Consider the following 16,663-nt stretch of genomic DNA (forward strand, 5'->3'; position numbering starts at 1 on the left):
CGGTACCCGCCGAAACGTCACTCCCCGTGGCAGGACGCCCCGGGCGAGGCCAGCACCCGGGCCGCAGTGCGGTGCCCCACCCCGGCCGCGTGCCGGAGGTCCCCGGTGTCCAGGAACCCGGCCAGGAAGCCCGCCGCGAAGGCGTCCCCGGCCCCGGTGAGGTCGCGCACCTCGGCCACCGGCGGCACCGGCACCATGACCAGCGGCTCACCCGGCACGTCGACGGCGGTCGCCTCGGCACCCGCCTTGGTGACCACCGTGGTGGCCGCCAGCCGGGCCCGTTCCGGCCCGGGCAGGCCGGCCACCAGCAGCCCGAGGTACTCCGACTCGGAGCGGTTGGCGAACACGAACGTCGGCGCCAACCCGGCCAGCAGGGCGAGGAAGCGCTCCCGGCCGAACCTCTCCAGCATGCCGGTCGAGGAGGCGTCCACCGAGGTGGTGCCGCCCGCCCGCCGCACCCGGGCGAGCGCGTCCACCGCCGTGCTGCCGACCGGCTCGCCGTCGAAGGAGTAGGCCGGGACGTGCAGATGGGTCAGTCCGGTCAGCCACGCGTCCGGCACGCGCTCCAGCAGCGTGGCGGCGCCCCGGTCGGGCAGCATGCTCCGCTCGCCGTCCTGGTCGATCAGCACCACCACGCTGCCGGTGCGGCCGCGCCGGGAGACCCGTACGTCGACGCCGTGGCCGGTCAGTTCGGCGACCACGCCGTCCCCCACCGCGTCCTCGCCGACGCAGCCGAGGAAGCGGGCCGGGTGCTGCCCCGCGGCGAAGCAGGCGACGTTGGCCGCGCTGCCGCCGCGCCGCCGGAACACCCGGGCGCCGGAGTCGGTGCCGTGCCGCAGCGGGCCGTCGGCCCAGACCACGATGTCCTCGACGAGGTCGCCGAGCACCCCCAGCACGGGTCAGGCCCCGGTCTCGGCGGCGACGGCCGGGGCCGCGCCGGAGGCACCCGCCGAGGCCCCCGACGCGACGTCCGAGACCGCCCCCGCGGCCCTCGCAGCCAGTGCGGTCGCGATCTCCCCGCCCAGCCGGACGTTCCCCCGGTACACCTCGACGTTGACCTCCAGGCTGCGCCCGCCGGTGTCCCGCTGGATGAAGTCGAGCAGGAACGGCGTCGAGGCGTTGCCGGTGACGCCCTGGCGCTCGGCCTCGGCCCGGGCGCGGGCCAGGATGCCGTCCAGCTCCTCCGGCGGCAGTTGCTTGGCCGGGTCGACCGGGTTGGCGATCAGTACGGCCTGCGGCAGCGCGAGCCGGTCACGGGACTCGATGACCCTGGCGGCCTGCTCGGGCGACTCGACGCTGAAGTTGATCTCGTGGCCGGAGTCGGTGACGTAGAAGCCGGGGTACTTGCGCGTGCGGTAGCCGATGACCGGGACGTTGTACGTCTCGAAGCGCTCCAGGGTGGCCCGGATGTCGAGGATGGACTTCACGCCCGCGCTGATCACGGTGACCGGGGTGGCGGCCAGGGCGGTCAGGTCGGCCGACTCGTCGAAGCTCTCCGAGGCGCCGAAGTGCACCCCGCCGAGGCCGCCGGTGGAGAAGACCCGGATGCCCGCGCGGTGGGCGAGGAAGGCGGTGGCGGCGACGGTGGTACCGCCGTGCCGGCCGAACGCGGCGACCACCGGCAGGTCGCGCAGGCTCACCTTGTCCAGGCCGTCGGTGGTGGACAGTTCGGCGATCTGCCCGGTGCTCAGCCCGACCGTGGGCACCCCGGCGTGCACCCCGATCGTGGCCGGGACGACGCCCGCCGCCCGCAGCCGCTGTTCCGCCTCCAGCGCGACGTCCAGGTTGCGGGGCCGCGGCAGTCCGTGGGTGAAGATGGTCGACTCCAGGGCGACCACCGGCCGGCCGTCGGCGACGGCCCGGGCGACCTCCTCGGAGACCTGGACGGCGGGAGCGGTGCTGGGCTGAAGTCCGGTCATGATGCGAACTCTCTGTGAGGGTGCCACTGCGGAGGGGCAACGGGCTCAGCGTAGGGAGGGTTCACACCGGAATCCAGAGGCCGACGAGCTGACCCCGGAATCCTTGACGCCAACATGCCACCCCCGGAAGGATTCCCGGATCATCCGCCCGGCCCGCGGCACCGTCCGCGGGCCGCCCGACCCCGGGAACCCGCCTTGGCCCTGCGCCCGTTGCTCCGCCGCGCCGCCGGTCTGATCGGCGCCGCCGTCCTCACCCTGGCCGGCACCCTCACCGCCGCCGGCCCGGCCCGTGCCGACTACGGCACCGACTACCACGACCCGGTCACCGCCACCAAGCCGCTAACCCGCCCCGACACCCGCTCCTGCACCGTCGAGGTGATGCACGAGCGCGCGTTCCGCAACGGGTACGGCAACCCGCCGGACACCCCGTACAACGCCACCCTCACCCCGCCCGCCGACTGCGCCGGGGCCTGGTCGGCGGTGGTCCTGGACCTCCACGGACAGGTCGCCGGGCGGCAGTTCGACCGGATCTTCAGCGTCCGCGTCGGCGGCGTCCAGGTGCTCCTGTCCTCCACCCCGGAGCCGTCCAAGGACGGCATCGCCTGGAGCGTCGAGCACGACGTGACCCGCTACGCCCCGCTGTTCGCGGGCGGCCCGCAGGAGTTCTCCTTCGACCTCGCCAACGTCACCGACGCCACCTACACCGGCGTCTTCACGATCAGCGCGAGCCTGACCTTCTACACCGCGGACGACCACTGGCCGGCCGCCCGCACCGCCGACCGGCTGCTCACCACCGGACCCTTCGGGCTCACCCAGGCCGCCCCCGCCGCCGGGCGCGAACTCACCTTCCCGCAGAACCTCGAACGCCTCACCGCCGAGGTCTACGCCCGGGGCGGCGGCGCCTGCGAGGAGTTCGCGTACGCCTCCGCACCGGACGCCTTCGCCGCCGCCAACCCGGGCAGCGGCATCTGCGGCAAGGGCCCGTTCCGCGAGCTCCGGCTGACCGTCGACGGCCGGGTGGCCGGCGCGGTCTGGCCGTACCCGGTGATCTACACCGGCGGCTGGGACCCGCTGCTCTGGCGACCCGTACCCGGCGTATTCGCCTTCGACCTGCCCGCCTACCGGCTCGACCTCACGCCGTACGTCGGGCTGCTGCTGGACGGCCGGCCGCACACCGTGGGCGTCGTCGTGAACACCGCCGAGGCGCAGAGCAACGACGTCTGGACCGGCCAGGTCAACCTGTTCGCCGAGACCGACCACGGCGCCGCCCGCACCACCGGACAGCTCACCGAGCACCGGGTCGCCCCGGAGGCCGCCGTCGCCACCGACCTCGCCGACCACGGCGGCGGCAGCGGCGACTGGACGGTCACCGCCGCCCGGAACGACCTCGCCCGGGGCTGGGTGCAGACCTCGCACGGCCGGATCACCACCGAGGTCCGCGACGAACTGGCCTTCCGCTCCGGCCAGCAACTGCGCGACGGCGGCAACGACGTGACCCTGCACAACGGCACCGACCTCACCCGCACCACCGCCACCTGGGGCGACGGCCCGCACCGCACCACCACCGTGCACGAGGGCGAACCGCTGGACGTCAGCTACCGGGTGAGCCGCGACGCGGCCGGCAACACCGACCAGACCACCGCCATGGTCCTCGGCTACCACCGCCAGGCCACCGCGGCGACCGGCGGCCACGTCACCGAGAGCTCCACCGTCGACCACACCCTGCGCCCCACCGCGCGGCGGCACGACGGAGACCGCACCGTACGGACCGGCAGCAGCACCGAGGAGTACCGCAGCACCGGTCCCGAGGGGCCGTACCAGCGGACGCTGAGCTTCGTGGACGGCTGGCCGAGCCCCTGACGGCGAGCGCCATGACAGCACCATGGCCCGAGTTGCGAAAATTGTTCCGATTCGTGCCGCTCACCTCTGGTGCACGACCCGTAGGAGGCGCATCATGGGAGATGGACCTGCGAGGTAGCTGAAGGAAGTTCGACCGCAGGAGGCAGTGGCGACGGATCGAGACGGATCAGGGTCTGCCGCTGGAACTACCTCGGTCGACGATCGAACTACCGGCCGGAGGACGTCACGTCCGGAGGCCACCCCCACCTCGCAGGTTCCGCGCGTCCACGGAGCATCCCCTCGGCCCCGTGGGCGCGCGCTTCCGCGTCCGCGCCCCGGCACCGCCGGGCTAGCGCGCCCCCGCCCAGCCCATCTCCCAGGCGTGCACCGCGATCCCGACCCGGTTCGCCACCCCGAGCTTGCGCTGGATGCTGGCGACGTGGGTCTTCACCGTCCCCGGCGAGATGAACAGTTCCGCGGCGATGTCCGCGTTGGTGCGGCCCGCCGCGACGTGCCCGGCGATCTCCACCTCCCGCTCGGTCAGCGGTACCACCGGCGCCGGCCGCCGGCGCTCCGGGCGGCGCGGCGCCGTCACGTGCCGCAGCAGCCTGACGGTGACCGACGGGCTGATCAGGCTCTCCCCGTCCGCCGCCGCCCGCACCGCCTCGGCCAGCAGGGACGGGCCGGAACGCTTCAGCAGGAAGCCGGACGCCCCGTGCCGCAGCGCCGGGTACACGTACTCGTCCAGGTCGAAGGTGGTCAGCACCACCACCCGCACCGGCTCCGCCACCTCCGGCCCGGCCAGCCGCCGGGTCAGCTCCAGCCCGTCCATCCGCGGCATCCGGATGTCCACCAGCGCGACGTCCGGCCGCAGTCGGGCCGCCAGCTCCAGCGCGGCCAGCCCGTCCGCCGCCTCCCCCACCACCTCGATGTCCGGCTGGGCCGTCAGGATCCGCCGCACACCGCGCCGGACGGCCTCCTGGTCGTCCGCGATCAGGGTGCGGATCACCCGCGGGACCTCGCCGTTCGTACTCGTCACGCCCAGCAGTGTCGCGCACGGCCGCCGGACGGGAAAGTTCACGCCGCGGAACCGGCGCGGTTCACCTTCGTCCGGTGGGCTGGCCGCCATGAACGATTCCAGTGGACGTCCCTCCGTCAGCCGGCGAGGCCTCCTGGCCGGCGCGACCGGCGTCGGCCTCGGCGGTGCCGTGTCCCTCTCCGGCATCCCGGCCACCCCCGCCGCCGCCTCCCCGGTGCTCTGGCAGCGGCCGGGCCGCTCCGGCGCGCCGCGAGTGGCCGGCCTGCACCTCCAGTTCGGCTCGGACGCCTCGCGCGAGGTGGTGGTCTCCTGGCACACCACCACGTCCGTCGGCAACCCGCGTGTGACGTACGGGACTTCGAACAGCGGCTTCGGCCGGACGGTCCAGGCCGCGACCCGCACCTACCGGGACGCCGCCTCCGGCACCGAGGTCCAGGTGCACCACGCCCGGCTGACCGGCCTGCACGCCGACACGGACTACGTCTACGCCGCCGTCCACGACGGCACCACCCCCGAGCTCGGCACCGTCCGCACCGCCCCGCGCGGGCGGTCCGCCTTCACCTTCACCAGCTTCGGCGACCAGGGCACCCCCACCCTCGGCCGGAAGACCGCCAACGGCTACGTCAACGACAACCTCGGCAGCCCCGCCGCCGGCGACACCACCGCCGGGGTCGAGCGGATCGCCCCGCTGTTCCACCTGCTCAACGGCGACCTCTGCTACGCGAACATCGCCACCGACCGGGTCCGCACCTGGTCCGACTGGTTCGAGAACAACAGCCGCTCGGCCCGCCACCGCCCCTGGATGCCCGCGGCGGGCAACCACGAGAACGAGAAGGGCAACGGGCCGATCGGCTTCGGCGCCTACCAGGCGTACTTCGAGCTGCCGGACGCCCGCTCGGACGCCGAGACGCGCGGCCTGTGGTACTCGTTCACGGCCGGCTCGGTGCGGGTGATCAGCCTCAACAACGACGACGTGGCCTACCAGGACGGCGGCAACAGCTACGTCCACGGCTACTCCGGCGGCGCCCAGCAGCGCTGGCTGGAGCAGGAGTTGATCGCGGCCAACGCGGATCCCGGGATCGACTGGATCGTGGTCTGCATGCACCAGGTGGTGATCTCCACCGCCGACAGGTTCAACGGCGCCGACCTCGGGATCCGCGAGACCTGGGTGCCGCTGTTCGACAGGTACGGCGTGGACCTGGTGGTCTGCGGCCACGAGCACCACTACGAGCGCTCGCACCCGATCCGCGGCCAGCAGCCGACCGACACCCGTACGCCGATCCCGGTCTCCACCGGCACCGGGACCATCGACACCACCAAGGGCACCGTCCACATGGTCATCGGCGGCGGCGGCACCTCGGCCCCGTCCAACCAGCTCTTCTTCAGCCCCGCCAAGGCCCGGGTGATCACCGGCGTCGGCGCCGCCGACCCGGCCACCGGCAAGCGCCCGCCGGTGTACGTGATCGAGGACGCCCCCTGGTCCGCCTTCCGGGACGCCGACAACCCCTACGGCTTCGCGTCCTTCGACGTCGACCCGGGCGGCCGCAACGGGCAGACCACCATCGGCGTCACCTACTACTCCGTCAGCGGCCCATACGGGGACCTCGTCCCGGTCGACCGCTTCACCCTGACCCGCCCGCGCGGCACCCGCGGCGGCGGCCGGGGGCACTGACCCCGAGGTACCCGGAAGCGGCGGCGGCCGGGCCCCGAGCGGCGCCTCAGCGGCCCGGCAGTCCCGGCAGTCCCGGCAGGGAGCAGTCGACCCGCCAGCCCTCGGGCGTGCCCGGGCCGGCGGTCAGCGAACCCCCGTGGGCGGCGACGCGGGCGGCGAGCCCGGCCAGGCCCGTGCCGCCGGCGCCGGGGCGGCGCAGCAGCGGCCTGCGGGCGGGGCCGCCGCCGTCGGTGACGGTCAGCTCGACGGCGCCGTCCTCGCCGGGGGCCACCCGGACGGTGACCTCGGTGGCCTGCGGGGCGTGCCGGCGGATGTTGGTGAGGGACTCCAGGACGACGGCGTAGGCGGTCGCCTCGGCCTCGGCGGAGAGCCGGCCGGCGGCGCCGGGCGCCAGCTCGGCGGTGGCGCGCAGGGCGCCGCCGCCGGTGGCACCGAAGCGGGCGACCAGCTCGGGGAGGTCGGCCACGCCCAGGCGGCGCGTGGTCGCGCCGTCGGCCCGCTCGGCCGGCCCGCCGTCCCGGCCACCCTCGCCGTCCCGGCCGTCGCCGCCGTCGCCTCCATCGCCGCTCCGGCCGCCCTGGCCGCCCGGCTCGCGGAGGGCGCCGACCATCTCGTCCATCGAGTCCAGGGCCCGTAGCCCGGCCTCCTCCAGCCTGCGCAGCAGTGCGGTGGTCTCCTCCGGCTCCTGGCCCGGGAGTTGGCCGGCCTGGGCCTCCAGCACGATGCCGGTGATCTCGTGCGCCACGAAGTCGTGCAGCCCCCGGGCCACCTCCAGCCGCTGCTCGCGCCGGGCCCGGGCGACCGCCCGCTCCCGGCGGGCGTCCAGGACGCGCAGGTAGAGGGCCGCGCCCGCGACACCGAGCAGCGGCAGCAGCGAGACCAGCACCCCGCCCACCGGCCCGGCGGCGCCGCCCTGCGGCATCCTCAGGGCGAAGCGCAGCGGCAGCAGCAGGGCCGCGAGCCCGACCAGCCCGCCGACCACCGCGACCGAGCGGTCGGGCAGCCGGCGGACGGCCCGGAAGAGCAGCCCGAGCAGGGCGAGCCACTCGAAGGGCAGCCAAAGCGCGGGAAGCCGGTACGGCCCCGGGTAGACCAGGTCGACCAGCAGCGAGACCCCGGCCACCGCACCGGCGGCCGCACCGAGCGTGATCCGCCCGGCGGGCCACGGCAGCAGCGCCACCACCGCGGTGAACACCGCCGTCAGCGCGAGCAGCACGGCCGCCCATCGGGCGTCCGGCTGCGCCAGCACGACGGGCACCAGCAGCGCGAACGCGGAGCCGGCGGCCAGGCGCCGGCGGAGCCGGGCCGACCGCGACCGCTGCCGCGGCCGCGAGGAGTCGGGGCTGACGAGGGGAAGCTCGGTACGCACCCGGCCGAGCCTACGGGGCGGCTCCCGCCGGCCGGTCCGACGGGCAGCTCTCCCGGGGGAGGCGGTCTCCTCCTCCGGAAGGAACGGCCCGTCCCTCGACTCCCCTCCGCAGCGGGAGGTCCGCGCGGCCGGGCCGGAGCATGCTCGGTGACGTCGGAAAACCGCGCCGAAGGAGACACGAACCGCCATGAACCGCCGCCTTGCCACCGCCGCAGTCTCGCTCCTCCTGCTGGGGGCGACGGCCGCCACCACCGCGCCGGCCGCCGTCGCCGCACCGGCGGGCACCGCACCGGCGTCCAGCGCCGAACCGGCCGCCGCGGCCGACGACTTCGGACCGGTGAGCGTGCGCGGCACCGGCAACACCGTCCTCACCGCAGCCTTCCAGGGCTTCGACGGCGACCCGGTGAAGATCTCGGTGGACGCCCGCGCCACCACCAACACCGATCCGCGCAGCACCACGGGCCACTTCCACGTCCGGCACGTGCACACCGACGGCCGGCTGGTCGCCGACTTCGAGGGCGACATCAGCTGCCTGGCCGTCGGCGGCCGGGAGGCGGTCGCCACCGGGGTGATCACCAAGGGCGAGGCGCCCTGGTTCCCGGGCCTGGAGCTGGTCGGCCAGAAGGTCGCGCTCTCGATGGAGGACAACGGGCGGCGCGGGGACCGGATGGGCTGGGTCTGGGGCGCGTTCGGCCAGCCGGTGTCGGACTGCCAGGGCACGGTACCGTTCATCCGCACGACCAGTGGTGACTTCTCCGTGCGCGGCTGACACCCGGCCGACCGGGCCTGCCAGGGTCCTCTCCGGCATCGAGCAGGACGACGGACGGGACGACGGGCGAGGCGACGGGCGGGAGCCGTCCACCACCGCCCGAGCGCCCGCAGAACCGGAGGCCCCGTTGTCCCTCGACCGCCAGACCGTCCCGCCACCGGCAGCGGGGTCCGACGACCGCACAGGGGACGGCCGTTGAACCCCGCACCGGACCGGCGGACGCCGGACTTCGCCCGACTCGCCGCCGTCGGACCGTACTTCACGCTGGACACCTCCCCGGCCGCACGACCGCCCGAGGGCTTCCGGCCGCTGACCGAGCTGTACGGCACCGGGCCGGACGCGCCGCTGGCGGCCCGGCTGCGGGTGGTGGCGCAGCGGCTCGGCACCGCCGAACTGCGGGTCGCCGCCTCGATCCTGCATCTGGGGCTGGCGGCCCGCTTCTGGTCGGTGGGGCTGGGCTCGGCCGTCCTGCTGGGTACGGTCCCGACCCTGGAGCGGGCCTGGGTCCGGATCCCGGATCAGGGCCCGCTCGATCTGTGGACCCCGGCGGAGCCCGCCCACCCGGCCGCCGGAACGCTCGCCGACCAGCTCCACCAGCGCGTCCTGTCGGGCCAGTTGGAGCCGCTGGCGGCCGCCGTCCGGGCCGCCGCCCCGCTCTCGCCGCGGCTGCTGCTCGGCAACGCCGCTTCAGCGCTGGCCGGGACGCTGCGGGTGCTGGACGTCCATGCGCCGGGCGCCGCACGGGCGTTGGTCGCGGAGCTGCTGGACCGTCCGCCGCTGGCCGGATCGGGAACCCTGCACACCGGGCCGCGTGGCACGGCGTTCCGGCGGACCAGCTGCTGCCTCTACTACCGGGTGGGTCCGGGTGCCGGGCTCTGCGGGGACTGCTGCTTCAGCACGCCGCCCGGCCGCGCCAAGCGGAAGGACTAATACCTTCACAAACGAAGGTCATATCGGCACGCCGTCGCGGTCCCAGCCGCGCACCACGGCCCGGCCCCGCGCACCACGGCGAGTTCGGCGGCAACGGGCCGTCGCGTCACCGGCCGCCCGGGTCCAGCAGCCGGCCGCGGCTGCCCGGAGGCCGTCCAGTTCGTTGGGCAGCGCGTCGACGGCGACGGGAAGTGCGGGGCGGGAGCGGGGCGGGCGGAACGGTGGGACGGCCCCGGATCAGCCGTCGTCCGCCAACTCCAGGTGCCGCCGCACGAGATGGCGCACGCAGGCCACCGCATGGGCCTCGGCGGCGGCCCGGGCGCCGGCCGCGTCTCCGGCCAGCACGGCGACCAGGATCTCCCGGTGCTGCTCGGCGAAGCACGACTGGTCCGGCCCGTACGGGGCGGGCAGCCAGAGCAGCGGGCCGAGTTCGGCCTGGAGCCGGACGGCGAGCTGGGTGAGCCGCACCGACTGGGCGGCGACGGCGAGTTCGATGTGGAAGCGGGCGTCGGCGCGGCGCCGCTCGGCGGGCCCGGCGGCGTCGCGCAGGTCGTGCACCAGTCGGGTGAGCCTGGGGCCCAGGTCGGCCGGGGCCCGTTCGGCGGCGAGCCGGGCGGCGGTGCCGAAGACGGCCAGCTCCTCGTCGCCGAGGTCGCGCAGGTCCACGGTGGCGAGGTCGCGCAGCCGGGCGAGTTGGAGGTGTTCGGAGCCCCCGGTGGAGGTGCGGACGAAGCTGCCGCCGTTGCGGCCGCGCCGGGTCTCGATCAGACCGGCCTCGCGGAGCAGCGCGAGGGCCTCGCGGACGGTGCCGTTGGCGACGCCGAGCTGGTCGGCCAGGTCGTTCTCGCTGGGCAGCTGGTCCCCGTCGGCGACCAGCCCGAGGGCGATCGCCTCGGTGATCCGGCGGGCCACCGCGTCGGCGCGCCCGAGGTCGGCGAGCGGTGCGAGGACGGCGCTGAGCAGCGGGGTCGCACTGCCGATGGTCGTCACACGCACCCCTCCTCGCGGGCGCGCCGGATCGCCGTCACCGCCGTCGCCGTCACCGCCGTCTCCATCGCCGTCTCACCGTCTCGCCGTCCGCGCGCGGACGTTTCCCGCAGGGTACCCCCGGTCGAGCACGCACTCTTGCCGCTGGAAACTCAATCTCCTATGTTTTCCCGCAGCCTTCGCCCGAGCATCACCCCGTAGCGCTCCCCCGCATCACGACACGTTCCCAGGAGCTGGTCATGACCGATGCCAGTGCACGTGCCACCGTCCGCTCCCCCGACCCGGACGCCGAACGGCTCGCCGCCCTCGGCTACACCTCCGAGTTCAAACGCGACATGAGCCTCTGGGCGAACTTCTCGCTCGGCTTCACCTATCTGTCCCCCGTCGTCGGCGTGTACACACTCTTCGCCTCCTCGCTCCGGACCGCCGGGCCGCCGATGCTCTGGAGCTTCGTGATCGCGGGCCTCGGCCAGCTGCTGGTGGCCCTGGTGTTCAGCGAGGTGGTCGCCCAGTTCCCGGTGGCCGGCGGGGTGTACCCCTGGGCGCGCCGGCTCTGGGGCCGCACCTGGGGCTGGCTGACCGGCTGGGTCTACCTGCTGGCGCTGATGTCCACCATCGCGGCGGTCTCCTACGGCGCCGGCCCGTACGTGGCCGCCCTGCTGGGCGTCGAGCCGAGCACCGCGACGACCGTCTGGTGCGCGCTCGGCCTGCTGGCGCTCGCCACCGTGATCAACCTGGGCGGCACCCGGGTGCTGTCGGCGGCGGCCGTGTTCGGGTTCGCCGCCGAGCTGGTCGGCGCCCTGGCGGTCGGCGCCTGGCTGCTGCTGACGCACCGCTACCACGGGCTCGGCGTGGTCCTCGACCGCTTCGGCGCGGGCGGCGACGGCGACTACACCGACGCCTTCCTGGCCGCCGGGCTGATCGCGGTCTTCCTGTTCTTCGGCTTCGAGGCCTGCGGCGACGTCGCCGAGGAGGTGCCCGACCCGGGTCGACAGATTCCCAAGTCGATGCGGCGCACCATCTACGTCGGCGGTGCGGCGGCGATCGGCGTCAGCCTGGCCCTGGTGATGTCGATCCGGGACATCGGCGCGGTGGTCTCCGGCGACGACGCGGACCCGGTGGCCGGGGTGCTGCACGACGCCTTCGGCGCGACCGGCGCCCGGGTGGTGATCGCCGTGGTGCTGATCTCCTTCCTCTCCTGCGTGCTGAGCCTCCAGGCGGCGGCCAGCCGGCTCACGTACTCCTTCGCCCGGGACCGGATGATCGCGGGCAGCCGGCTGCTGGCCACCGTCTCGGACCGGCTGCGGGTGCCGCCGTACGCGCTGCTGCTCGCGGCGGCACTGCCCGGTGTGATCATCGTGGGCGCCTCGGCACTCTCCGAGGGCGCCCTCACGAAGATCATCTCCTTCTCCAGCATCGGCATCTACCTGGCCTTCCAGATGGTGGTGCTGGCCGCCCTGCGGGCCCGGCTGCGCGGCTGGCGCCCGAGCGGGGACTTCCGGCTCGGCCGCTGGGGCCTGGCGGTGAACATCGGCGCGCTGGTCTACGGCGTCGCCGCGATCGTCAACATCTGCTGGGGCCGGACCCCGGACGCCGCCTGGTACGACAACTACCTGGTGCTGCTCTCGGCGGTGGTCGTGCTCGCGGCCGGCGGCCTCTACCTGCTGCTGGCCCGCCCGCACCTGCGTGGCGACGCCCCCTCGGGCGACGCCACGGCCGCGGCCGGGACGACGGGCACGGAGACGACCGGAGCCGGGGCGACCGCGGCCGGGGCGACCGGGGAGCGGGCATGACCGGCCTCCCGCTGGACGGCGTCCTGGTCGCCGACTTCGGCCGGGTCCTGGCCGCGCCCTACCTCACCATGCTGCTGGCCGACCTCGGCGCCGACGTCATCAAGGTCGAGCAGCCCGGCACCGGCGACGACACCCGCGCCTGGGGCCCGCCGCACGCCCAGGGCGAGGCCACCTACTTCCTCTCCGTCAACCGCAACAAGCGCTCCCTCGCCCTGGACCTGCGCGACCCGGCCGACCACGCCCGCGCCGTCGAACTCGTCCGCCGCGCCGACGTGCTGGTGGAGAACTTCCGCCCCGGCACGATGGCCCGCCACGGCCTCGGCCCGGACCGCGCCCAGGCCCTCAACCCTCGGCTGGTCTACTGCTCGATCACCGGCTTCGGCTCCGGCAAGGGGGCCGAACTGCCCGGCTACGACCTGCTGGTGCAGGCCGTCGGCGGACTGATGTCGGTGACCGGCCCGGGCCCCGGCGAGCCGGTGAAGGCCGGCGTCGCGCTGGTGGACGTGCTGACCGGGCTGCACGCGGCGGTCGGCGTACTGGCCGCGCTGCGCGAGCGCGAGAGCACCGGCCGGGGCCAGCTGGTGGAGCTGAACCTGCTCTCCACACTGCTCTCCGGCCTGGTCAACCAGTCCGCCGGCTACACCCTGGCCGGCGTCGTGCCGGGCATCCTCGGCAACCGCCACCCGTCCGTCGCCCCGTACGAGGTGTTCACCACCGCCGACCGCCCGCTGGTCGTCGCGGTCGGCAACGACCGGCAGTTCGCGGCGCTCTGCCGGGGCCTCGGCGCCCCCGAACTGGCCGGCGACCCGCGCTTCGCCACCAACGCCGACCGGGTCGCCCACGTGGCCGTACTGGCCCGCGAGCTCACCGCCCGACTCGAACGCCGCACCGCCGCCGAGTGGTTCGCGGTGCTCACGCCGCTCGGCGTGCCCTGCGGCCCGGTCAACGACCTGGCGGAGGCCTTCAGCCTCGCCGACTCGCTCGGCCTGCACCCCCGGGCGCCGCTGCCGGGCCCCGACGGCCGCCCGCTGGACCTGGTCGCCAACCCGATCGGCCTCTCCCGCACCCCGCCCCGCTACCAGCTGCCCCCGCCCCGGCTCGGCGAGCACACCGCCGAACTGACCGCCTGGCTGGACACTCCGTCCGACCGGCACCCGATCGACCAGCCCGCGATCGACCGGCACCCGCCCGACCGGCACCCGCGCCAAGGACCTTGAGCACCGCCAGGTCCGTCCCGGCACGCGCCGCGGCCCGCGTCCGGCTTGTCCAGAGCCGGCCGCGGGCCGCCGATCCCACCCGGTGCCGATGCCCGTGGCGCCGGGTGAAGCCCTTCCGAGGATGAAGCCCTTCCCAGGCGTGCGGTCAGACCGCGACCGCCTCCTCCATCTCCTCCTCGGCCTCCTCCGCCGTCTCCACCGGACGGCGCCCGCGGCCCTCGTACATCGCGGCGGCCACCAGGGCGGCCCCGCCGAGCAGCAGCCAGACCAGCAGGGTCACGACGTGCCCGCCGAGGCCCGCCCCACCGTCGAAGTACATGACGCTGCGCGCGCCCTCCATGAACCCGGCGCCCGTCCAGAAGCCGTGCAGGCCGCCGAAGAACCCGTTCTGCAGCTCGGGCCGGTAGATGCCGCCGGAGGAGGTGAAGTTCAGCATCACGAACAGCACCATCAGGGCCAGCGTGGTCCACTTCTTCAGGAAGCTGTGCAGGCCGATGCCGATCAGCACGATGCCCGCCGAGTAGAGCCAGCCGAGCGCCCAGATCGCGGCGTAGTCGTGGTCGACGACGTGGAAGACCGGACCGGCGGTGACGATGCCGATCACGCTGACCACCAGCGAGACCGCCACCCCGACCAGCGCCCGGACCCTCATGGCCAGCCCCGCGCCGGCCGCGCCGATCACCGCGACGCTGGCGTAGGAGCCGATGCTCAGTGCGACCAGCAGGAAGAACAGGCCCTGTCCGGTCGGGTCGCCCTTCGCCGGGGTGGTCAGGTCGGTGACGTGCAGCGGCACGCCCTGCTGGTCGGTGACGTTGGTGAACACGGCCGTGGCGGCCACCACCGAGGTGTCCGAGTTCCCCTTGGCGACGATCAGCTCGGGGCTCCTGGCGTCCGGGACGAAGGCGCCCACCAGGTCCCGGTCGCGCAACTGCTGCTCGGCGGCCGCCCGGTCGGCCACGGTGCGGACGTCGAGCACGTCGCCGGCCTTGCCCTGGATCGCCTGGGCCAGGCCCTGCGCCTGCGGCGTGGTGCCGACCACGGCCACCTTGAGGTGGTGCGGCTCGGGCTGGTGGAAGGCGCCCTGGTAGGCCAGCGCCATGCCCAGGCACATCAGCAGCGGGGTGATCAGGTGGACGGCCAGGTGTTTGAGCGAGTGCCCCAGGGTGGGCGCTGCGGCGGGGTTCCGGGGTGTGCTCATGGGGTTCGTACCGTCCTCCGGTGGTGTCTCTCAGCCTGATTGTGAAGGTGGCAAATACAACCAATGAGGATGGTAAATGCAACCAACTCGATGCAGCTTACAACCATCCGACGTCAAGCGGAAGCCGGGCCCCCACCAGTCGCCCCCACCGGCGGGGCCCGGGCTTCGACCGGCTCGCCCGTCAGTCCAGCTCGAACACCCCGTACGAGAACCCGTCCGCCCGCAGCTGCCCGTCCCCCACCCGGACGCCCTGCACCTCCAGCGGCCGTACGCCCGGCACCCGCCGGACGCCCTCCGGCAGACCCGCCGACGGTACGGACGCCAGCGGTACGGACGCCGGCTCGCGGCGCGGGTTGACCGCCACCAGGTACCGCCCGGCCCGGGTGTACACCAGCGGGTAGGCGGCGTGCCGGACCTCCACCCCGCCGCCCGCGCCCAGCCCGGGGTGCGCCCGGCGCAGCGCGATCAGCCGCCGGACGGTGTGCAGCAGCGAGGTCGGGTCGGCCCGCTGGGAGAGCACGTCCGGGCGGTGCGGGTCCGGGTCGACCGGCAGGTACAGCCGCTCGGGCGGCGCGCTGGAGAAGCCGGCGGTGGGCCCTGGCGTCCACTGCATCGGGGTGCGCGAGCCGGCCCGGTTGAAGCGCGGGCCGAGCACGCTGCCCTCGGTGTCGGGCAGGCCCGGCAGGAAGCGCATGCCGATCTCGTCGCCGTAGTAGACCGCCGGGAGGGTGGGCCAGGTGAACAGGAAGGCGAAGGCGGGGGCGAGTTGCTCGGCGGTGCGCGGGCCGGCGGCCAGGCGGGAGAAGTCGTGGTTGGAGGTGGGCAGCACGATGTGCCCGCTGCCCTCGGCGAGTTCGGCGGCGGAGCGCCAGGCGTCCAGGAAGGGCTGCGCGGTGCCCCGGCCCTCGGCGTCGAAGTAGCAGGAGTCCTGCCGCCAGAACTCCTCGACCGTCCCGCCGTTGTTGTTCCAGAGCGAGCGCAACGGCAGGCCGTGGTCCTCGCCGCCGAAGTGCAGGAAGAAGTCGGCGTGGAAGCCGGCCCCGACGGCGGCGGCCGGGTCGCCCCACTCGGCGAGCAGGGCGGCGTCGGGGTGGTTGCGGTCCAGCCAGTCGCGCAGCTCGGTCCAGAGCTTGGCGGTCTCCACCTTCCCCGGGTCGTCCTTGACCAGCGAGTACGCCATGTCCACCCGGAAGCCGGACACCCCGAGGCCGAGCCAGTGCGCCATGATCGCGCGCAGCTCCGCCCGGTTGGCGCGCGGGCCGTCCGCGTCCACCGCCTGCCGCCAGGGCTCCTCCGAACTGCTGCGCGCGTAGCCGAAGTTGAGCGCCGGCTGACAGTCAAAGAAGTTCGGCAGGTACCAGCCGGGGCGGCTGCCGGGCGAGGCGACGAAGCCGTCCACCGGGCGGTCGGCCCAGATGTACCGGTGGTCGGACGGGTCCTCGGCGGAGGCCAGGAACCAGGGGTGGCGGTCGGAGGTGTGCCCGGCCACCAGGTCCAGCAGGACCCGGACGCCCCTGCGGCGGGCGGCCTCGACCAGGGCCGCCAGGTCCTCGGTGCTGCCGTAGCGCGGGGCGGGGGTGAGGTAGTCGGAGACGTCGTACCCGGCGTCGCGGAACGGCGAGGCGAAGCAGGGGTTCAGCCAGACGGTGTCGACGCCGAGCCAGGCGAGGTGGTCCAGGTGTTCCGTGATGCCGGCGAAGTCGCCGATGCCGTCGCCGTCGGAGTCGGCGAAGCTCTGCGGGTAGATCTGGTACAGCACGGCGTCGGCGAGCCAGTCGGGGCCGGGGCGGGTCGAGGTCATGGGCGGTTCCTCCTGCCGGGGTCCGGGTGCCCCCGATTCTCGTCCGATCCCGGCCGTCCCGACAGCCCGCCTCGCCCCGCCGACGCCTCTTTCACGAGACCCGCACCGCCGCTACGGGCCCGGTGCGAGG

At 74.7% G+C, this 16,663-nt stretch carries 13 protein-coding genes; 6 read left to right on the forward strand and 7 right to left on the reverse strand.

Annotation, left to right across the window (positions count from 1 at the left end):
• Positions 1–17: 17 nt before the first annotated feature.
• Together ACZ7RU_RS29445 and ACZ7RU_RS29450 are read right to left on the reverse strand one after the other, a co-directional pair.
• Complete coding sequence (locus ACZ7RU_RS29445) at positions 18–896, reverse strand: carbohydrate kinase family protein (RefSeq protein WP_470343998.1); 879 nt, start codon at positions 894–896, stop codon at positions 18–20.
• Positions 897–899: 3 nt separating this feature from the next.
• Entirely contained in the window at positions 900–1,919 is a 1,020-nt protein-coding gene (locus ACZ7RU_RS29450) for a pseudouridine-5'-phosphate glycosidase (RefSeq protein ID WP_470343999.1), read from the reverse strand.
• Positions 1,920–2,114: 195 nt separating this feature from the next.
• Here ACZ7RU_RS29450 and ACZ7RU_RS29455 point away from each other — a divergent pair, with 195 nt between their 5' ends.
• Entirely contained in the window at positions 2,115–3,779 is a 1,665-nt protein-coding gene (locus tag ACZ7RU_RS29455) for a peptide-N4-asparagine amidase (RefSeq protein ID WP_470344000.1), read from the forward strand.
• A gap of 328 nt (positions 3,780–4,107) precedes the next feature.
• On the opposite strand, the gene ACZ7RU_RS29460 is transcribed toward ACZ7RU_RS29455, so the two are convergent.
• The gene (locus ACZ7RU_RS29460) at positions 4,108–4,797 is read right to left on the reverse strand and encodes a response regulator transcription factor (RefSeq protein ID WP_470344001.1); all 690 of its coding nucleotides are present in this window, start codon (positions 4,795–4,797) and stop codon (positions 4,108–4,110) included.
• A gap of 88 nt (positions 4,798–4,885) precedes the next feature.
• Here ACZ7RU_RS29460 and ACZ7RU_RS29465 point away from each other — a divergent pair, with 88 nt between their 5' ends.
• The gene (locus ACZ7RU_RS29465; RefSeq protein WP_470344002.1) at positions 4,886–6,469 is read left to right on the forward strand and encodes a purple acid phosphatase family protein; all 1,584 of its coding nucleotides are present in this window, start codon (positions 4,886–4,888) and stop codon (positions 6,467–6,469) included.
• 46 nt (positions 6,470–6,515) lie between these two features.
• On the opposite strand, the gene ACZ7RU_RS29470 is transcribed toward ACZ7RU_RS29465, so the two are convergent.
• Positions 6,516–7,838, reverse strand: a complete 1,323-nt coding sequence (locus ACZ7RU_RS29470) for a sensor histidine kinase (protein WP_470344003.1) — start codon at positions 7,836–7,838, stop codon at positions 6,516–6,518.
• A gap of 187 nt (positions 7,839–8,025) precedes the next feature.
• Between ACZ7RU_RS29470 and ACZ7RU_RS29475 the strand changes: the two genes are divergently transcribed.
• Together ACZ7RU_RS29475 and ACZ7RU_RS29480 are read left to right on the forward strand one after the other, a co-directional pair.
• Complete coding sequence (locus ACZ7RU_RS29475; protein ID WP_470344004.1) at positions 8,026–8,607, forward strand: hypothetical protein; 582 nt, start codon at positions 8,026–8,028, stop codon at positions 8,605–8,607.
• Between the two features lie 195 nt (positions 8,608–8,802).
• The gene (locus ACZ7RU_RS29480) at positions 8,803–9,537 is read left to right on the forward strand and encodes a (2Fe-2S)-binding protein (protein WP_470344005.1); all 735 of its coding nucleotides are present in this window, start codon (positions 8,803–8,805) and stop codon (positions 9,535–9,537) included.
• 237 nt (positions 9,538–9,774) lie between these two features.
• On the opposite strand, the gene ACZ7RU_RS29485 is transcribed toward ACZ7RU_RS29480, so the two are convergent.
• On the reverse strand, positions 9,775–10,527 hold the full coding sequence (locus ACZ7RU_RS29485) for a FadR/GntR family transcriptional regulator (RefSeq protein WP_470344006.1): 753 nt from the start codon (positions 10,525–10,527) through the stop codon (positions 9,775–9,777).
• Between the two features lie 236 nt (positions 10,528–10,763).
• On the opposite strand from ACZ7RU_RS29485, the gene ACZ7RU_RS29490 reads away from it, so the two are divergent.
• Entirely contained in the window at positions 10,764–12,317 is a 1,554-nt protein-coding gene (locus ACZ7RU_RS29490; RefSeq protein WP_470344007.1) for an APC family permease, read from the forward strand.
• On the forward strand, positions 12,314–13,534 hold the full coding sequence (locus tag ACZ7RU_RS29495) for a CaiB/BaiF CoA transferase family protein (protein ID WP_470344008.1): 1,221 nt from the start codon (positions 12,314–12,316) through the stop codon (positions 13,532–13,534). The genes ACZ7RU_RS29490 and ACZ7RU_RS29495 overlap by 4 nt, the downstream gene beginning before the upstream one ends.
• Positions 13,535–13,679: 145 nt before the next feature.
• Here ACZ7RU_RS29495 and ACZ7RU_RS29500 read toward each other — a convergent pair whose 3' ends face one another.
• Both ACZ7RU_RS29500 and ACZ7RU_RS29505 read right to left on the reverse strand, forming a co-directional pair.
• Positions 13,680–14,732 carry an ABC transporter permease gene (locus ACZ7RU_RS29500; protein ID WP_470344009.1) on the reverse strand — a complete coding sequence of 351 codons (1,053 nt, stop codon included), beginning with the start codon at positions 14,730–14,732 and terminating at the stop codon, positions 13,680–13,682.
• A 181-nt stretch (positions 14,733–14,913) separates the two neighbouring features.
• Positions 14,914–16,533 carry an alpha-amylase family glycosyl hydrolase gene (locus tag ACZ7RU_RS29505; protein WP_470344010.1) on the reverse strand — a complete coding sequence of 540 codons (1,620 nt, stop codon included), beginning with the start codon at positions 16,531–16,533 and terminating at the stop codon, positions 14,914–14,916.
• Positions 16,534–16,663: the final 130 nt, after the last annotated feature.

This window comes from Kitasatospora sp. NPDC114501 (assembly GCF_055633695.1).